Genomic DNA, 13,643 nt, shown 5'->3' on the forward strand with positions numbered 1-13,643 from the left:
AGCCCCGACGCTTCTGGGCCACCGCCTGCCACAGGGCCTGCAGGCCCTGTGGCAGGCGGTGGCCCAGAAGCGTCGGGGCTGGCTCGAGGGGGCCCGCCCTGAAAGCCGGGTCTTCTACCACCACAGCAGCGGCAGCGCGGCCAACCGGGTGGATGAAATCGTGCTGCACTTCACCAGCCATACCCACTTCCACCGGGGCCAGCTCGCCGCCCAGTTCCGCCTGCTCGGCCTGACCCCGCCCTCGGCCCACTGGATCGGCTTCTTTCGGCTTTAGTCTGCGGCCAGGGCCAGCTCGGGCTGCTGCAGGCCTACCTGGGCCCCTAGGCTCCTCAAGCGGTTCTCCACATCCTCATAGCCGCGCTCAATGTGGTGCAGACCCGCGATATGGCTCTCCCCCTCGGCGGCCAGGGCTGCGATGATCAGGCCTCCTCCAGCCCGTATGTCCCGGGCCTCCACCGCGGCTCCGCTCAGCGGGCGGCCTTGAATAATCAGGGTGCGGTCCTTAAGGGTGATGTCGGCCCCCATCCGGGCCAGCTCACCGGCGTGGGTGAAGCGGTCCGGGTAGATACGGTCGGAGACCAGCGAGGTGCCAGGCACCGTGCACAGGTAGGCTGTGGCCGGGGGCTGGAGGTCGGTGACAAAGCCGGGGTACTCGCGGGCCTCGAGGTTGAAGGGCTGGGGGTCAGGTACCGCCTCCAGGCGAATCCAGTCGCGGCCGGTGGTGATGCGGTGCCCCGAGTAGCTGAGCTTGTCCAAAAGGGCGTCCATATGGAAGGGCTCTACATGGGTCAGGGTGATGGAGCCGCGGGTCGCCGCTGCAGCCAGCAGGTAGGTGCCGGCCTCTATCCGGTCAGGGATGACCCGGTAGCGCACCCCCCGCAGGTGGGGCTTGCCCCTGATGTGGAGAATGCTGCTGCCAATGCCCTCTATCTCCACACCCATCCGCACCAAGAAGCGGCACAGGTCCACTATCTCGGGTTCCTGGGGAGTGTTGACCAGCACCGCCTCACCCCCCAGGGCCGCGGCCAGCAAGGCCTGCTCGGTACCCCCCAGGGTGGGCAGGTCGTAGACCACCCGGCCCGAGGCCGGCTTGAGCCGGCGGGCGGTGTAGGCCATCCCCTGCTCGGTAACCTGAGCGGTCACCTCAAAGCCCAAGGCCCGCAGGGCCTTGATGTGCTGGTCCACCGGCCGCTCAGCAAAGGTGCAGCCCCCTGGGAGGGGAACCGTGCCTTCCCCGGCTCGAGCCGCCAAAGCCCCTAGGACGTTAAAGCTGGCCCGCATCTTGCTCACCAGCTCAAACGGCGCCTGGGTGGAGCGGATTTCGGGGGTGTGGAGGTGGAGGGTGCGGCCTTCCCAGGCATGGCGGGTCCCCAGGTGACCCAAAAGCTCCAGCAGAACATCAATATCGCGCAGGCGGGGAACCTCCTCCAGCACCACCGGCTGGTCTGTAAGCAGGCTAGCCGCCATCAGCTTTAGGGCGGAGTTCTTTGCTGGGAGAACCCGTAGTTCCCCTTTGAGGGGGACGCCGCCGCGAACCACAAGAACCCTGCCCGTAGAGGGCCTCGGGTCTTGTCGGGGAGGAAGGCTATTGCTTACGTTACACACAATACTCACCATGAGTGTATTGAGTCATGGCAGTGTTGTCAAGCACAAATACAACGTGCTAAATTTGTACCAGAAACGCACGAAACGGTTCGTCTTCAGCGAAAACCCGCCATGCCCAAGAAGGAGAAAAAACGCCTACAAGTGGTCATCAGCGACGAGCAAGACGCCCTACTGACCCGCCTAGCCTACGAGCTTTCCAGCCCTGAGCAGCTCGTATCCAAGTCGGAAGTGGTGCGGCTGGCCATTGAGAAGCTGGCCGACGGCCTGGAGGAGGGCCAAGAAAAAGCCCGCCTAAAGGAGCTCCTGAAGAAGCTCGAGGCGGAGGATTAGATTGCACCCCGGCCCCCAGTCATCCTACCCCACCCCATGCCATCCTAAACTCTATGGCCCGCTGGCTCGCATTCGGACTCCTCGCGCTGTTTCTCTTCCTGGCCCTGGGGGGCTGGGCGGCCTACGTCTTCCTGGTCCGGCCAGCCCAAAACCTGGTTAACGAGCTACGCCAGGTCATCGTTATGGACCAAGGGGTGAAAAACCAAAACCCCTACCGCCCTCCCGCCGACGATCGCTTGAGCAAGGACCAGGTGGAACGGCTGCTCAGGGTGCAGCGGCAGGTCAAGCAAGGCCTGGGGGAACGCTACCAGCGCATCGCCGCCCGCCTAGAGCAGCTCGCCAACCAGCAGGTAGGCCAGCTCACCCTAGACTACCGCACCGCCCTTGACCTGTTCCGCGACTCCAGCGCCCTCATCGTGGAGGCCAAGCGCCTCCAGGTAGAGGCGCTAAACCGAGAGGGCCTATCGTTGGGGGAGTACGCCTGGATTAGGCGGCAGGCCTACGCCGCCTTGGGGCTGGGGCTGCCGCAGCTTGACCCCAGCGAGGTGCTACGCCAGATTGGGGCTGGCGACTTCAACCCCCGCGTGGAGATGGGGCAGCCCCAATCCTCCTCAGGCAACAAAGCGCTGGTGGAGCCTCACCGGGAGGAGCTCCTGTCCTACTACCCCTTCACCTGGTTCGGCCTTTAGGCCTTCCTTCGCCGCCTGCGGCGTTTCTTTTTGGCCGGTGCTGGCTCGGTCGGGGCCTCGGCCCCCCAGGCGCCAAAGTAGATTTTCTGTACCTTGACCTTCACCGGCTTGGTAAAGCCCCGGCGCTCCTCTGGTGGGCCCACCACCCGCCGTGGCCGGGCCTTGGCGTGGGGGGGCGGGCCCTTGGGCTCGGTGGCAGCAACTTTACGGGGCGGCGCCTTCTTTTTACGCTCTGCCTTAGCCTGGTCAAAAAAGCCCTCGGTGGGCGTCAGGTCAATCTGTCTGGCGGACGGGTCAGCTCCCTCAATCTTCACTTCCATCTCATCCCCTATGCGAATTCGCCGTTTACTCCGCAGGCCCTCCAGGGCCAGCAGGTCCTCATGATAGTGGTACTGGTCGTCCCGCAAAGCCCCAAGCCGCACCATGCCTTCTACCCCATTCGGTAGGCTCACGAAAACCCCAAAGCTGGTCACCCCCGAAACGGTACCGGTGTACACCTCGCCCCGGTGGCGCAAGGCCCAGAGGCACTGGTAGTACTTGGTCAGCTCGCGCTCGGCATTTTCCGCGGCCCGCTCCCGCTCGGAAACGTGCAGGGCCATCTTGGGGAACCGGCGGGCCCAGTCCTCCTTGCGGGCCTGTGTGGCCCGGCGGCGCAAAAGGGCGCGCAGCACCCGGTGCACCACCAGGTCAGGGTAGCGTCGGATGGGGCTGGTGAAATGCAAATAGTGCTCCGCCGCCAGACCAAAGTGGCCCAGGTTCTCCGCCGCGTAGCGGGCCAGCCGCAAGGAGCGCAGGAGCAGGGTGGAAACCACCGGCGCTTCCGGACGACCCTCGGCCTGCCGCAAAACCGCCTGCAGGGCCTTGGGGGTGGGCTCTCCCCCTGGCAGGCTGTAGCCAAGCCGGCTCAGGGCGTTGACCAGCTTGGTGAAGGCCTCCTGGCTGGGGTCCTCGTGCACCCGGAAAAGCGCCGGAATCTTGCGCTCGGCTAAGTGTTTGGCCACGGTGCGGTTGGCCAGCAGCATCAGCTCTTCAATCAGGCTGCGGGCCCGGGGCTCGCGCAACGGCAGAAGGTGAAGATTGCCCTCCGCATCTACCTCAACCTTGACCTCGGTAAAGTGGAAGTCCAGCGCGCCCTGCTCGAGCCGCCGTTGTTTTAGGGTCTGGGTCAGGTTTAGCAAAAGCTCGAGGTCGGGGTACAAATCCGGCGGGATGGCCCCCTCAGGGGGAGGCTCCCCTTTTTCTCTAGCCTCGGCAAAGGCCTCCACGGCCTCATAGGTCAGGCGGGCCACGCTGCGGATCACCCCTTCAGTAAAGCGGTAGCCCTTGACCTTCCCCTTGGGGGTGAGCTCCACCAGCACCGACAGGACCAGCCGATCCTCCCCTGGCTTGAGGGAGCAAATCCCGTTGGACAGGGCCTCGGGCAGCATGGGCAGCACCCGCCCCGGCAGGTAGACGCTGGTGGCCCGCTCATAGGCCTCTTGGTCCAAAGGCCCCCCTTCCCGAACATAGTGGGACACATCAGCGATGTGAATGCCTACGCGGTAGTTCCCATTCGGCAAGGGTTCAATGTGAATGGCGTCGTCAAAGTCCTTGGCATCGGCCCCGTCAATGGTGAAGACCTTTAGACCCCGGAAATCCTCCCGGCGGGCCACCTCCTCAGGCTCAATGCGGGCCACCCGCTCCGCCTCGGCCAGGGCCTCCGGAGGAAAGCTACTTCGCAGGCCATATTTAGCGATGATGGCCTCGGTCTCCACCTCCGGCCCCTCGCCCTGCCCCAGGTAGGCCGCCACCTCACCGTAGGGCTCGCCCCGCGGGGGAAACTCCACCCGTACCGAAAGCCGGCCCCCCGCTTCCAAGCCCTCCAAGCCCTCCGGCTTGAGCTTCAAAGGAGGCAGACGGGGATCGTCTGGCCTGAGCCAGGCGTAGCCCTTCTTGAAGTAAAGCCGCCCCACCACCTGGTGGTTGGCCCGCTCGAGCACCGCCACCACCGCCCCCCAGGGCCGGCCATCGCGGCCCGGCGGGCGGGCCTCGGCCCGCACCAGGTCGCCGTGCCAGGCCCCGCCCAGATGCCCTTTGGGAATGTAGAGATCAGGCAGGTTAGGGTCTTCCGGCAGCACGAAGGCAAAGCCCGCCGGGTGGGCCTGAAGGCGGCCCCTCAGCCCCTTCTCGGCTCGAGCCTCGGGCAACTCGTAAAGCTTACGCCGTGGCTCCAGCACCTTACCTTCGGCCACCAGGAGCTCCAAGGCAGCTTTGGCCTGGTCTTTTTCCAGGCCCAAACCCCGCACCACCTCCCGCAAGCTGTGCCGCTTGTTGGGGCGCTTCTTCAAAAACTCGTATATCTGCTCGAGCATAAAGCGCCCTAAAGCACACCTTCAAAGGCCACCCGGGTGGCCTCCAGGGCCCCGGCCAGCGCCGCCAAGGCCTCCTCAATGTGGACCCTCTCCACGATAAGGGGAGGCTCCAGGCGCACCACCTTGGGGTTGTTGAGGCCAAAGGCGGTGATCACCCCCCGCGCAGCCAGCTCAGCCACCACCACCGCCCCAATGTCGGCGTCGGTGAACTCCAGGCCCAGCATGAGCCCCCGGCCCCGCACCTCCTGGATAAACTCAGGGAAAGCCCGCTGAAGCTCCAAAAGGCCCTGCACCAAGCAGGCCCCCATCTCCAAAGCGCGCTCCGGCAGGCCCTCTTCCACAATAACCTCCAGGGCTGCTAGGGCCGCCGCGGCAGCCAGAGGATTGCCCCCAAAGGTGGAGGAGTGGATAAGGGGCTGGTCTTTGTAGATGGTGAGAATCTCGGGGCGAGCCAGGGTGGCCGAGATGGGCATCACCCCACCCCCCAAGGCCTTGGCGCTCACCAGGATATCCGGCTCGACCCCTTCCCAGTCCACCGCCCAGAGCTTCCCCGTGCGGCCCAGACCGGTCTGCACCTCATCGGCAATAAGCAGCACCCCCCGCTCCTGGGTCATGCGCCGCAGCTCCCGGAGATACCCCTCGGGCGGTACCCGGATGCCCCCCTCGCCCTGGATGGGCTCTACGATCACCGCCGCAGTATCCGAGTCAATCGCCTGGGCCACCGCCTGGGCGTCGCCAAAGGGCACCACCTTCACCCCAGGCAGGAGGGGCCGGGCCGGGGCCTGGTAGGCCTCCCGAGGGGTGACGGAGAGGGCCCCGAAGGTCTTGCCGTGGTACCCCCCTTCGGTGGTGATAAATCCGGGCTTCCCGGTGTAAAAGCGGGCGAACTTGAGCGCGGCCTCTACCCCCTCGGCCCCGGAATTGCCAAAGTAGACCATGGAGAGCGGCCCCGGCGCCAGCTCGGCCAGCCGAGCGGCCAGACGGGTGGTCGGCTCGGAGACCAAAACCCGCACCGACATAGGCATGCGCCCAAGCTGCCGCTCCACCGCAGCCACCACCTTGGGGTGCCGGTGCCCCAGGGAGAGGGTTCCGTAGAGGCCCAGAAAGTCCAGGTAGCGCTTGCCCTCGGTGTCCCACACGTACACCCCTTCAGCGTGGGATTCCACCCTATCCAGGCCGGTGAAGCGAAGCAGCCCCGCCAGGCCAGGGTTGATATGCCGCTCGAACTGCTCAAAGAGGGTCATGGTCGGGCTAAAGTTTACCACGAGCAGGCCCCCGGGGATTTTGTTAGAATACCGCGACGATGGCAAACGAAACGCAACCTCCCGATGAGGTTTCCCTGAGAGACATCTACCTGATGCTCAAGCGCCGGGTCCGGTTGGTCCTGGGCCTGCCCCTGGGGCTAGGGCTGGCCGTCTTGGCCTTCAGCCTGCTGTGGCCCAAGACCTACACCAGCCAGGTGGTGGTCAGCCTCTCCCTCTCCAACCAGTCCAGCCAGGGCCTGCTCAACAACCTACCCTCCCTCCCCGGACTAGCCCAGGGGTTCGTGGACCTACAACAGACCCGCCTTCTGGCCGAGCAGCTCGGAATAGACGACCCCAGCCGCTACTACCGGGCCCGCTTTGACGAAAAGCGAGGCCTACTGTTCCTCACCGCCCAAGGCCGCACCCCCCAGGAGGCCAAAGAGCGTGCCGAACGAATCCTACGGGTCGCCCGGAACTACCTGGAGCAAACCCTCCTGGAAGGGGCTCGGGCCAACCTCCAGGCCGCCCTCACCCAGTTCCGTTTTGACCTTAAAACAGCCCAGGACGGCCTAAAGGGCATCCAGGCTCAGCTCGCCCAGGCCCCCGACCGGGTCAACGCCGACCCCTCCTTAGCCGCGGCCCTCGAGGCCCGGGGAAATGACCCCCAGACTGCCCGCAGCGCTACGCCCGCCTACACCAGCTTGAGCCTAGACGAGTCCCGGCTGCGCTCCCAAACCGCTCAGCTCGAGGCCCGCATTGCGGTGCTCAGCGAGCTTCTAAAAAACCCCACTTCCATCAACCAGCTCATCAGCCAAGCGCTTTTGGTCCAGGTGCTTGTACCCCCCGCCGAGCCCCTGCGGCCCAGCTTCCCCAGGCCCGTCCTGTTCACTGCGGCGGCGGTGGTCCTGGGGCTCATCCTAGGGGTGATGGGGGCCTTGGTGGCCGAGGCCATTCAACCCCCCACCAGCCCCCCCGGGGTGCAGGAGGTCAATGGCAGAAGAACCCAACTCATCCCTGTGGTCTCCTCGCCCAGCTACGTAAAAAGCGAGGAAACCGACTCGCCGCGGTGAATCCGCCAGATGGCCTCAGCAAAAAGCGGCCCCACGCTGAGCTGCTTGATCTTCTGGCTGACCTGGGCCCGGTAAGCGCAGGTATTGGTGGCCGCCACCTCCACGATGGGGGCCCGTTCAATCCGCTCAATGGCCGGCCCCACGTACACCCCGTGGGTGAAGGCCGCATAGACTGCTTCGGCCCCATGCTGTACCAAAAGTTCGGCGGCCTGCACCAGGGTACCGGCGGTGGAAACCTCGTCGTCCACAATCAGGGCGGTCTTTCCCTGAACATCCCCCACGAGGCCCCTCGAGGTCACCTCCGTATCGGAGAGGCGCTGCTTGTCAATAAAAGCGATGGGCAAGGCCAACCTGCGGGCCAGCGAGCTGGCCCGCTTCAGGTCCCCCGCGTCCGGGGCCACCACCACGGCGTTCTCCAAGCCCTCCAGCCGGGTAGCGAAGTAGTTGGCGATGACCGGTTCGGCTGAAAGGTGGTCCACCGGAACCTTGAAGAAGCCGTGCACCTGGGCCGAGTGTAGGGTCATGGTCAAGACCCGGTCAGCGCCGGCGGTCTGGATAAGGTCGGCCACCAGCCGAGCGGCAATAGAGATGCGCGGCGCGTCCTTCTTGTCGCTACGGGCATAGGCGTAGTAGGGAATCACCGCGGTAACCCGGGCCGCGCTGCTGCTCTTGGCGGCGTCAATCATCATCAGCAGCTCCACCAGGTGATCCTGCACCGGCGGTGTGAGGGACTGGATGATGAAGATGTCCCCTTCACGCAGGCTCTGCTCATACCGGACAAAGAGGCAGTCATTGGCAAAGCGCTGGGTGGTGCTTTTCCCTAGAGGAATTCCCAAATTATCGGCGATTTCCCGGGCCAGCGCGAGGTTGGACTGGCCGCTGAAGACCATCAAGGGTCGTTCCATAACCGCCTGAAAGCATAGCAGACAATTCCTCGGGCTGCGGTGTAGAGTAAGCACCTGGCATGCGGCGGTATACCCTACGACCTACCCGAAGGCGTCGCCAGAGGGAATGGCGCGGGCTGCTCCTCCTGGTTGGGTTGCTCGTGTACCTCCTCTGGCAAAGCCTTCCCCACCCCATACCCCCGGCCTACCGGGCCGAAGGAGGGCTGGAGCTGTACTTTGCCCCCCAGCAGGGCCCCGCGGCCAAACGGCGCCTGATTGAACTCCTGGACTCGGCGCAGCAACAGGTTGAGGTGGCGGTGCTGGAGTTGGAGGACCTTGAGATTGGCCAGGCCCTCCTGCAGGCAGCCCAGCGGGGCGTACGGGTGCGGATTTTCAGTGAATCGGACTACCGCCGCGAGCTGCGGGAGAGCCTAGGGATCCCCAGCCAGAGCCGGGCTCGCTGTGAAACCTTGCGGCGGATCGAGGTCTGTTACGATACCCGCGACAACGCCCTGATGCACCACAAGTTCGTGCTGATTGACCAAAAGGGGGTTTGGACGGGCAGCACCAACCTGACCTGGAACGCCTTTGAGCGCAACGATGAGAACAGCCTCTGGCTGCCCGTAGAAGGGCTGGTGATGGCCTACCGAGCAGAGTTTGAGGCGCTTTTCTCCGGGCAGGAAAGCGGCCTGGGCCGCCCGGCGCACTTCCAGGTGGGGTCCACCCAAGGCACCGTTTACTTCAGCCCCGCCGGAGGAACCCAAGGGCGGGAAGCCATCCTCCAGGTTCTGGAGGGCGCCCGCCAAGAGGTCTTTGTGGCGGCCTATGTCCTTACGGATGAGCGCGTGGTGGAGGCCTTGGTAAGGGCCCACCGGCGGGGCGCGGCCGTGCGGGTGGTCATAGACGGCCGCAACCTGGTCAACTCCCGCACCGAGCCCCTAAGAAGGGCCGGCATTGAAGTACGCCAGGACGGCAACCCCTACACCATGCACCATAAGGTTATGGTGGTGGACAACACCTGGGTGATTACGGGCAGCTACAACTTCACCAACTCGGGCTTTCGGCGCAACAACGAGAACCTGCTGGTCCTAAACAGCCCGGAGCTGGCCCAGCGCTACCGGCAAGAGGTGGAGCGGATATGGCGGTCTGGAAAACCCCTATGAGCCTTCCTACCCTGGTGCTGGCCTCGCAAAGCCCCCGCCGGGCCGAGCTGCTGTACCGGCTTGGCCTGCCCTTTGAGGTGGCCCCGGCTCATCTGGACGAGAACAGGCTGTCCCACCTACCCCCGGCGGCCATGGCCCAGGCCCTAGCGGTAGAAAAGGCTCGAGCCGCCCAAAGCCCAGGGCGCTGGGTGCTGGCCGCCGACACGGTGGTGGCCCTAGGCCAGGAGGTGCTGGGCAAACCCCGAAACAGCGAGGAGAACAGGGCATTTCTGCGCCGCCTGTCTGGCCGTACCCACACCGTCCACACCGGCTTTGCCCTCCTGAGGCCAGACGGCCACCTGCACAGCGAGGTGGTGGCGGCCCAGGTGACCTTTCGCACCTTAGGGGAATGGGAGCTCGAGTGGTACCTGCAAAGCGGCGAGGGTTTGGACAAGGCTGGGGGTTATGGGGCCCAGGGATTGGGAATGGTCTTCATTGAGGGTATTCAGGGCGACTTCTACGCCGTGATGGGGTTGCCTGTGAGCCGGGTCTGGCAACGCCTTTTGGAGCACGGCTATTTTTCGCCTCTAGCCTAAAAAGGGCCACCCCCAGGTTAGACTCTTGCAGGGCACGGCCGCAGGCCTACGAAGAGGAACCCCATGAGCGACACCCTAGCCCGCCGCCTCCTGCTGGTAGGACTCCTGGTCCTAGGGGTTTTGCTGGCCACCCTTACCCGGCAGTCCGTCCCCAGTCTGCCGGGGGAGTTCTCTGCCCGCACCGCACCCCTATTCGGCCTTTCCTTCAGGCTGGGACAGAACCTAAGGGCCAGCCTGGCAGCTTTTTTAGACCGGCGCGACCTGCGGGCCGAACTGCGTCGGGTCCAGACCGAGCTGATGCAGCTCAAACAGGAGAACCAGCGCCTCACCCTGGAAAACCGCAGGCTACAAGCGGCCTTGCGGGTGCAGGCCGGGCAGGGCCTGGGAATCGCAGCGGTGGCCCCGGTAATAGGCGAGGACCCTTCGGGCCTCTACCAACGCCTCTTCCTAGGGGTCGGCTCGGCCCAAGGGCTCCGGGTGGGCATGCCGGTGACCACCCCCAGCGGGCTGGTGGGCATCATCACCGAGGTCACCCCCAACCAAGCCGTGGTGCGCACCATCCTTGATCCGGAGTCGCGGGTGGGGGTGCGGCTGGCCAACACCCCTGGGCGAGGAATTGCCTACGGTGCCCCGCCTCGGATGCTACGGGTGGAAATCGCGCCCGAGGCCCAGGTCAAACCCGGGGATAAGGTGGTCACAGGCGCCCTGCAGGGGCTCTACCCAGCCGGCATCACCGTAGGAACGGTGGAGCAGGTCCTCCCCTATTCCCCTGGCGCCCTAAAAAAGGTCTTGCTGGTACGCCCTGCGGTCCAGCTATCCTTACTGGAGGAAGTGCAGGTGCTCAAACCCCTTTAGTATGCGACTCTTCCCGGCAATTCTCCTGAGCTTTCTACTGCAAAGCCTTGCGTCGGGTCTGCTGGGGGACGACCTGGCTCCTCCCGACCTCATCTACCTTTGCGCTTTGCTGCTGGCCGCCAGCACCTCCCCCTACGCCGGGCTCCCCCTAGCCTTTGCCCTAGGAGTCCTTCAGGACCTGCTTTCGGCGGGGTACCCGGGATTACACGGGGTGGGACTCCTGCTGGCCGCCTACGCCTACTACCGGCTCTCTAGGCTGGTTCACTGGGATGAGCCCGCTGGGCAGTTGGTAATCCTGGGAGGCAGCTACCTGGCCAAGTGGCTGGGCCTGGGGCTGGTGGCCGTTTGGATGAGGTTGGAGGCCTTTAACCCTCTCACCCTGTGGCCGGTTATCCTGCCGGAGATGGTCCTGACGCTGTTGGTGGCCCCGCTTTTCTTCAGAATTTTTCAGCCCCGAATGCCCAATTCGTAGGGGGGGCGGATGAACGGGCGGGTCTGGGTTCTTTTGGGGCTTTTCTACACCCTGCTCCTGGTCTTTGTGGGGCGGCTGTGGCAGCTCCAGGTCCTTCAGTACGAACAGTACGCCACCAAAAGCCAGGGCAACTACCTCCGCACCGAGACCACCCTAGCCCCCAGGGGCAGAATCCTGGACCGAAACGGCCAGGTTATCGCCACCAATCGCCTGGCGGTAGACCTGCTCTACCTAGGCGGCGAGGTGTACCTAAAAGACCGCCTTCTAGCCCTCACCGGCCTCAAGGAGCTGCCCAAGGTGGTGCGGGAACCAGTGGAGCTCATGACCAATGTCCCCGAGGCGTTGGTGCCCACCCTGGCCGAGCTGAGCGCGGTGGAACCCAGTCTGAAGCTTCAGGAGCGCATTGAGCGGGTCTACCCTAACCCCATCTCGGGGCCGGTGGTCGGGTACACCGCCTTGCCCAACCAGGAGCAGCTCGAGGAGGGCTACGCCCCGGAGGAGCTGGTGGGTGTGGCGGGCCTCGAGGCTGCCCTAGAGGGCCACCTCAAGGGCATCAAGGGGGTGGTGCTGGCCGAGGTGAACGCCCGGGGCCAGCGGGTCCGCTTCCAGGAGCTGCGCGAGCCCCAACCGGGCAGCGACGTCTATCTGACCATTGACCTCACGCTGCAGCGGGTCGCCGAGCGGGCCCTAGAAGAGGCTGTGGCCGATATTAATCGCATCCGGCAGCGCAACGGCCTACCGCTGGTGCGGCAGGCCAAGGGGGCCATCGTGGCCTTGGACCCCCGCAACGGGGAGATACTGGCCATGGCCACCTCACCAAGCTTTGACCCCAACCTGTTTGGCCGCAGACCGCGGCCCAACGACAAAATCCGCGAGCTTTTCAGCGACCCCGACCGCCCTACCCTGAACCGAGCGGTGAACGCCTATCCCCCCGGCTCCACCTACAAGCTGGTGAGCTCGAGCCTGGCCCTAGAAAGCGGCTATGTAACGCCGAACACCACCTTCCGCTGCAGCCCCTACATCGTCTACGGCGGCATCCGGCGCAACTGGGCCCGCTACGACATGGGGATGATGACGGTCAAAGAGGCCATCGCCCAAAGCTGCAACACCTGGTACTACCAAATGGCCCTGCTGGACCCGGTTGGAATGGTAGATAAGCTACACAAGCGGGCCCTGGAACTGGGCCTCGGCCGCCCCGCGGGGCTGGAGATAGGGGAGCAAACCGGCATCGTGCCCTCCTTGCAGTGGAAGCGGCAGAACTTCCCCAAAGACCCGCGCTGGTGGCCAGGGGAAACCCTCTCCATCGTGATTGGGCAGGGCTACAACAAGGCCACCCCCGTCCAGATCGCCCGGATGCTGGCCACCATTGCCCAGAACGGCCAGCAGCCCGAGCTGCACCTGGTCCGCCGGATTGGGGATCAGGAGGTCCGGCGGCCCGTCGCCTCGGTGAGCGGGCGCTACTGGAAGGAACTCCAGGAGGGCCTGCGCAAAACCGTGACCGAGGGCACCGCGCGGCACGTGCTGGGAGAGTTCCCGGTGGCCACCGCGGGAAAGACCGGCACTGCCCAGAACGAAACCCTAACCCCAGGCCTCGAGCACGCCTGGTACATGGGCTACGGCCCCACCGACCCCGCTGACCCCCGGCCCCCTTTGGTGGTGGTGGCCTTTTTTGAAAACGGCGGTGAGGGGAGCGGGGTAGCTCTGCCCGCCGCGCGTAAGGTCATGGCCGCCTACTGGAGGGTAGGGACAGCTCCCGAGGCGCGCTAGAGCCGGCTCGAGCCAACACCAACGCCGCCACCCGCTCGCCCCCCAGCGCCACCGCCGGCACCGACTGCCCGGGAAAAATGGTCTCCCCCACCCGCCATAGGTTGGGGTAGGGGGTGCGGGGGCTCAGGGTCCGCAAGGGGTGCACCTGGGGATACCCGCCCACCCAGCCGTCCTGCCGGCCGGTGTAGAACTGAAAGGTGCGGGGAGTGGCCCCCAGGATAAACCGGGCGGCCGCCCTGAAACCCGGTATGAGCCGCTCTACCTGGGCCTCCACTCGAGCCTGCCAAAGGGCCTTTCTTTGGCGATACTCCTCCTGGGAAAGCCCCCGCCAGACCGAAAGTGGGGTGTGCACCGAGGCGGAAAGCACCCGAAAACCCGGATGGCCCCGTCCAGGGTCGCCTGGCTCGGAAAGGCTCACAAAAACCCAGTCCCCATCCCCGGCCCACTGGCGATAGGGCGCCCCTGGGGGCACCTGCGCCTCGGGCAACACCGCATGGAGGACGAACGCCCCCCAGGCGTCCGGGGGTGGGGCAGCCTGGGCCCCTCCTGGTAGAAGAGCAGCCAGGTCGCCCGGGGTTAGGTTGGCCACGAAGACCTCGGCCTCAAGAACCTCCCGCTCCCCCCTGCGCCGCCCCCCC

Annotated in this window: 14 protein-coding genes; 9 read left to right on the forward strand and 5 right to left on the reverse strand. The window is 65.3% G+C overall.

Annotation, left to right across the window (positions count from 1 at the left end):
• Positions 1-274, forward strand: a 274-nt coding sequence (locus Mlute_RS10600; protein WP_220452077.1) for a DinB family protein, incomplete at its 5' end; no start/stop codon positions are given.
• On the opposite strand, the gene murA is transcribed toward Mlute_RS10600, so the two are convergent.
• Positions 271-1,617 carry a UDP-N-acetylglucosamine 1-carboxyvinyltransferase gene (murA, locus tag Mlute_RS10605; RefSeq protein ID WP_119360623.1) on the reverse strand — a complete coding sequence of 449 codons (1,347 nt, stop codon included), beginning with the start codon at positions 1,615-1,617 and terminating at the stop codon, positions 271-273. The two genes, Mlute_RS10600 and murA, sit on opposite strands and share 4 nt — an antisense overlap.
• A gap of 99 nt (positions 1,618-1,716) precedes the next feature.
• Between murA and Mlute_RS10610 the strand changes: the two genes are divergently transcribed.
• Positions 1,717-1,935, forward strand: a complete 219-nt coding sequence (locus Mlute_RS10610; protein ID WP_119360624.1) for a transcriptional regulator — start codon at positions 1,717-1,719, stop codon at positions 1,933-1,935.
• A gap of 53 nt (positions 1,936-1,988) precedes the next feature.
• Complete coding sequence (locus Mlute_RS10615) at positions 1,989-2,624, forward strand: hypothetical protein (RefSeq protein ID WP_119360625.1); 636 nt, start codon at positions 1,989-1,991, stop codon at positions 2,622-2,624.
• On the opposite strand, the gene rnr is transcribed toward Mlute_RS10615, so the two are convergent.
• Together rnr and Mlute_RS10625 are read right to left on the reverse strand one after the other, a co-directional pair.
• Complete coding sequence (gene rnr / locus Mlute_RS10620) at positions 2,621-4,975, reverse strand: ribonuclease R (RefSeq protein WP_119360626.1); 2,355 nt, start codon at positions 4,973-4,975, stop codon at positions 2,621-2,623. The genes Mlute_RS10615 and rnr overlap by 4 nt on opposite strands.
• A gap of 8 nt (positions 4,976-4,983) precedes the next feature.
• Positions 4,984-6,219 (reverse strand): aspartate aminotransferase family protein, encoded by a 1,236-nt coding sequence (locus Mlute_RS10625; protein ID WP_119360627.1) that lies wholly within the window; start codon positions 6,217-6,219, stop codon positions 4,984-4,986.
• A gap of 59 nt (positions 6,220-6,278) precedes the next feature.
• Here Mlute_RS10625 and Mlute_RS10630 point away from each other — a divergent pair, with 59 nt between their 5' ends.
• A complete protein-coding gene (locus Mlute_RS10630; protein ID WP_182482541.1) occupies positions 6,279-7,289 on the forward strand; it encodes a Wzz/FepE/Etk N-terminal domain-containing protein in 1,011 nt (336 codons plus the stop codon).
• On the opposite strand, the gene Mlute_RS10635 is transcribed toward Mlute_RS10630, so the two are convergent.
• Entirely contained in the window at positions 7,253-8,194 is a 942-nt protein-coding gene (locus Mlute_RS10635) for a ribose-phosphate diphosphokinase (RefSeq protein WP_119360628.1), read from the reverse strand. The genes Mlute_RS10630 and Mlute_RS10635 overlap by 37 nt on opposite strands.
• Positions 8,195-8,253: 59 nt before the next feature.
• Here Mlute_RS10635 and Mlute_RS10640 point away from each other — a divergent pair, with 59 nt between their 5' ends.
• The 5 genes from Mlute_RS10640 to Mlute_RS10660 all read left to right on the forward strand — a co-directional run bounded on the left by Mlute_RS10640 (position 8,254) and on the right by Mlute_RS10660 (position 13,005).
• Entirely contained in the window at positions 8,254-9,336 is a 1,083-nt protein-coding gene (locus Mlute_RS10640; protein ID WP_119360629.1) for a phospholipase D-like domain-containing protein, read from the forward strand.
• Positions 9,312-9,911 (forward strand): Maf family protein, encoded by a 600-nt coding sequence (locus tag Mlute_RS10645; RefSeq protein WP_119360630.1) that lies wholly within the window; start codon positions 9,312-9,314, stop codon positions 9,909-9,911. Before Mlute_RS10640 ends, Mlute_RS10645 begins: the two co-directional genes overlap by 25 nt.
• A gap of 63 nt (positions 9,912-9,974) precedes the next feature.
• Positions 9,975-10,766 carry a rod shape-determining protein MreC gene (mreC, locus tag Mlute_RS10650; RefSeq protein ID WP_119360631.1) on the forward strand — a complete coding sequence of 264 codons (792 nt, stop codon included), beginning with the start codon at positions 9,975-9,977 and terminating at the stop codon, positions 10,764-10,766.
• Between the two features lies 1 nt (position 10,767).
• Positions 10,768-11,238: a rod shape-determining protein MreD gene (gene mreD, locus Mlute_RS10655; protein ID WP_119360632.1), complete on the forward strand. Its 471-nt coding sequence runs from the start codon at positions 10,768-10,770 to the stop codon at positions 11,236-11,238.
• A 9-nt stretch (positions 11,239-11,247) separates the two neighbouring features.
• The gene (locus Mlute_RS10660) at positions 11,248-13,005 is read left to right on the forward strand and encodes a penicillin-binding transpeptidase domain-containing protein (protein ID WP_119360633.1); all 1,758 of its coding nucleotides are present in this window, start codon (positions 11,248-11,250) and stop codon (positions 13,003-13,005) included.
• On the opposite strand, the gene Mlute_RS10665 is transcribed toward Mlute_RS10660, so the two are convergent.
• A partial coding sequence (locus Mlute_RS10665; RefSeq protein ID WP_407942650.1) for a phytoene desaturase family protein occupies positions 12,959-13,643 on the reverse strand: 685 nt, incomplete at its 5' end. The two genes, Mlute_RS10660 and Mlute_RS10665, sit on opposite strands and share 47 nt — an antisense overlap.

Origin of the sequence: Meiothermus luteus, from assembly GCF_003574085.1 — a bacterium.
GTDB lineage: Bacteria > Deinococcota > Deinococci > Deinococcales > Thermaceae > Meiothermus > Meiothermus luteus.

Excerpts from the sequence above, each read along its gene's own strand:
- murA (WP_119360623.1), bottom strand. The coding sequence starts at position 1,617 with ATGGTGAGTATTGTGTGTAACGTAAGCAATAGCCTTCCTCCCCGACAA.
- Mlute_RS10610 (WP_119360624.1), top strand. The coding sequence starts at position 1,717 with ATGCCCAAGAAGGAGAAAAAACGCCTACAAGTGGTCATCAGCGACGAG.
- Mlute_RS10615 (WP_119360625.1), top strand. The coding sequence starts at position 1,989 with ATGGCCCGCTGGCTCGCATTCGGACTCCTCGCGCTGTTTCTCTTCCTG.
- rnr (WP_119360626.1), bottom strand. The coding sequence starts at position 4,975 with ATGCTCGAGCAGATATACGAGTTTTTGAAGAAGCGCCCCAACAAGCGG.
- Mlute_RS10625 (WP_119360627.1), bottom strand. The coding sequence starts at position 6,219 with ATGACCCTCTTTGAGCAGTTCGAGCGGCATATCAACCCTGGCCTGGCG.
- Mlute_RS10630 (WP_182482541.1), top strand. The coding sequence starts at position 6,279 with ATGGCAAACGAAACGCAACCTCCCGATGAGGTTTCCCTGAGAGACATC.
- Mlute_RS10635 (WP_119360628.1), bottom strand. The coding sequence starts at position 8,194 with ATGGAACGACCCTTGATGGTCTTCAGCGGCCAGTCCAACCTCGCGCTG.
- Mlute_RS10640 (WP_119360629.1), top strand. The coding sequence starts at position 8,254 with ATGCGGCGGTATACCCTACGACCTACCCGAAGGCGTCGCCAGAGGGAA.
- Mlute_RS10645 (WP_119360630.1), top strand. The coding sequence starts at position 9,312 with ATGGCGGTCTGGAAAACCCCTATGAGCCTTCCTACCCTGGTGCTGGCC.
- mreC (WP_119360631.1), top strand. The coding sequence starts at position 9,975 with ATGAGCGACACCCTAGCCCGCCGCCTCCTGCTGGTAGGACTCCTGGTC.
- mreD (WP_119360632.1), top strand. The coding sequence starts at position 10,768 with ATGCGACTCTTCCCGGCAATTCTCCTGAGCTTTCTACTGCAAAGCCTT.
- Mlute_RS10660 (WP_119360633.1), top strand. The coding sequence starts at position 11,248 with ATGAACGGGCGGGTCTGGGTTCTTTTGGGGCTTTTCTACACCCTGCTC.